The organism is Sebaldella sp. S0638 (assembly GCF_024158605.1).
GTDB lineage: Bacteria > Fusobacteriota > Fusobacteriia > Fusobacteriales > Leptotrichiaceae > Sebaldella.
This window is the reverse complement of sequence record NZ_JAMZGM010000118.1, coordinates 1-655: the sequence shown is the minus strand read 5'-3', so window position 1 is coordinate 655 and position 655 is coordinate 1. Positions and strand designations below refer to the sequence as shown.

Below are 655 nucleotides of genomic sequence, written 5' to 3'. Positions count from 1 at the left end.
AGCTTAGAACAAATATATCAAAAGTATTTTATGACATAAACTTCCAAGGCTTAGAAGAAAATTTCAATAATAAATTTGCAAATATTTCTGATAAATTAGCTGATTTTAGATTATCAGGAAATACAGACTTAAATGCTTTTGTAAATGATAATCTTAATTTCTGGAATGAATTTACAATGCTCAAAAGTACTGAGAATATAAAAAATGACATGAATGAAGTTTTGAATATTCTAAAATCACAGGCAAAAGGAGCAGGGTTAAGTGATGATGTAATAAATGCTATGTTTCCTGACTCAGCTATTGATGATAAGGCAAGTGATATAAAAAACGCATTGGAAAAAGCAATGAGAGACGCATTAGATACAAATTCATTCAGTCAATTCAGCATGTCGCTTGGAGACAGCATATACAGCTCAGTAAAAGATGGACTAATAGAGGCATTTTATGAATCAGAAACATTCAAAGGATTAGCCCAAAAGTATTTCTTAAATGATGATTACACAAAAGCACTGGAAGGAGCCGGAAGCTTTAAGGATGCATACGACATTATTAAAGCCCAGCTTGATAAAGCTGAAATACAATTACAGGCAGAAGGACTGGATTTCAAAGGAACAAATTCAAGTACAGGGGAATATTACGGAGGATTATCAAACAG

At 32.2% G+C, this 655-nt stretch carries 1 pseudogene; it reads left to right on the top strand.

The window, feature by feature from the left end:
* Positions 1 to 655 (top strand): annotated as a pseudogene (locus tag NK213_RS17880) (hypothetical protein); the annotation flags it as partial.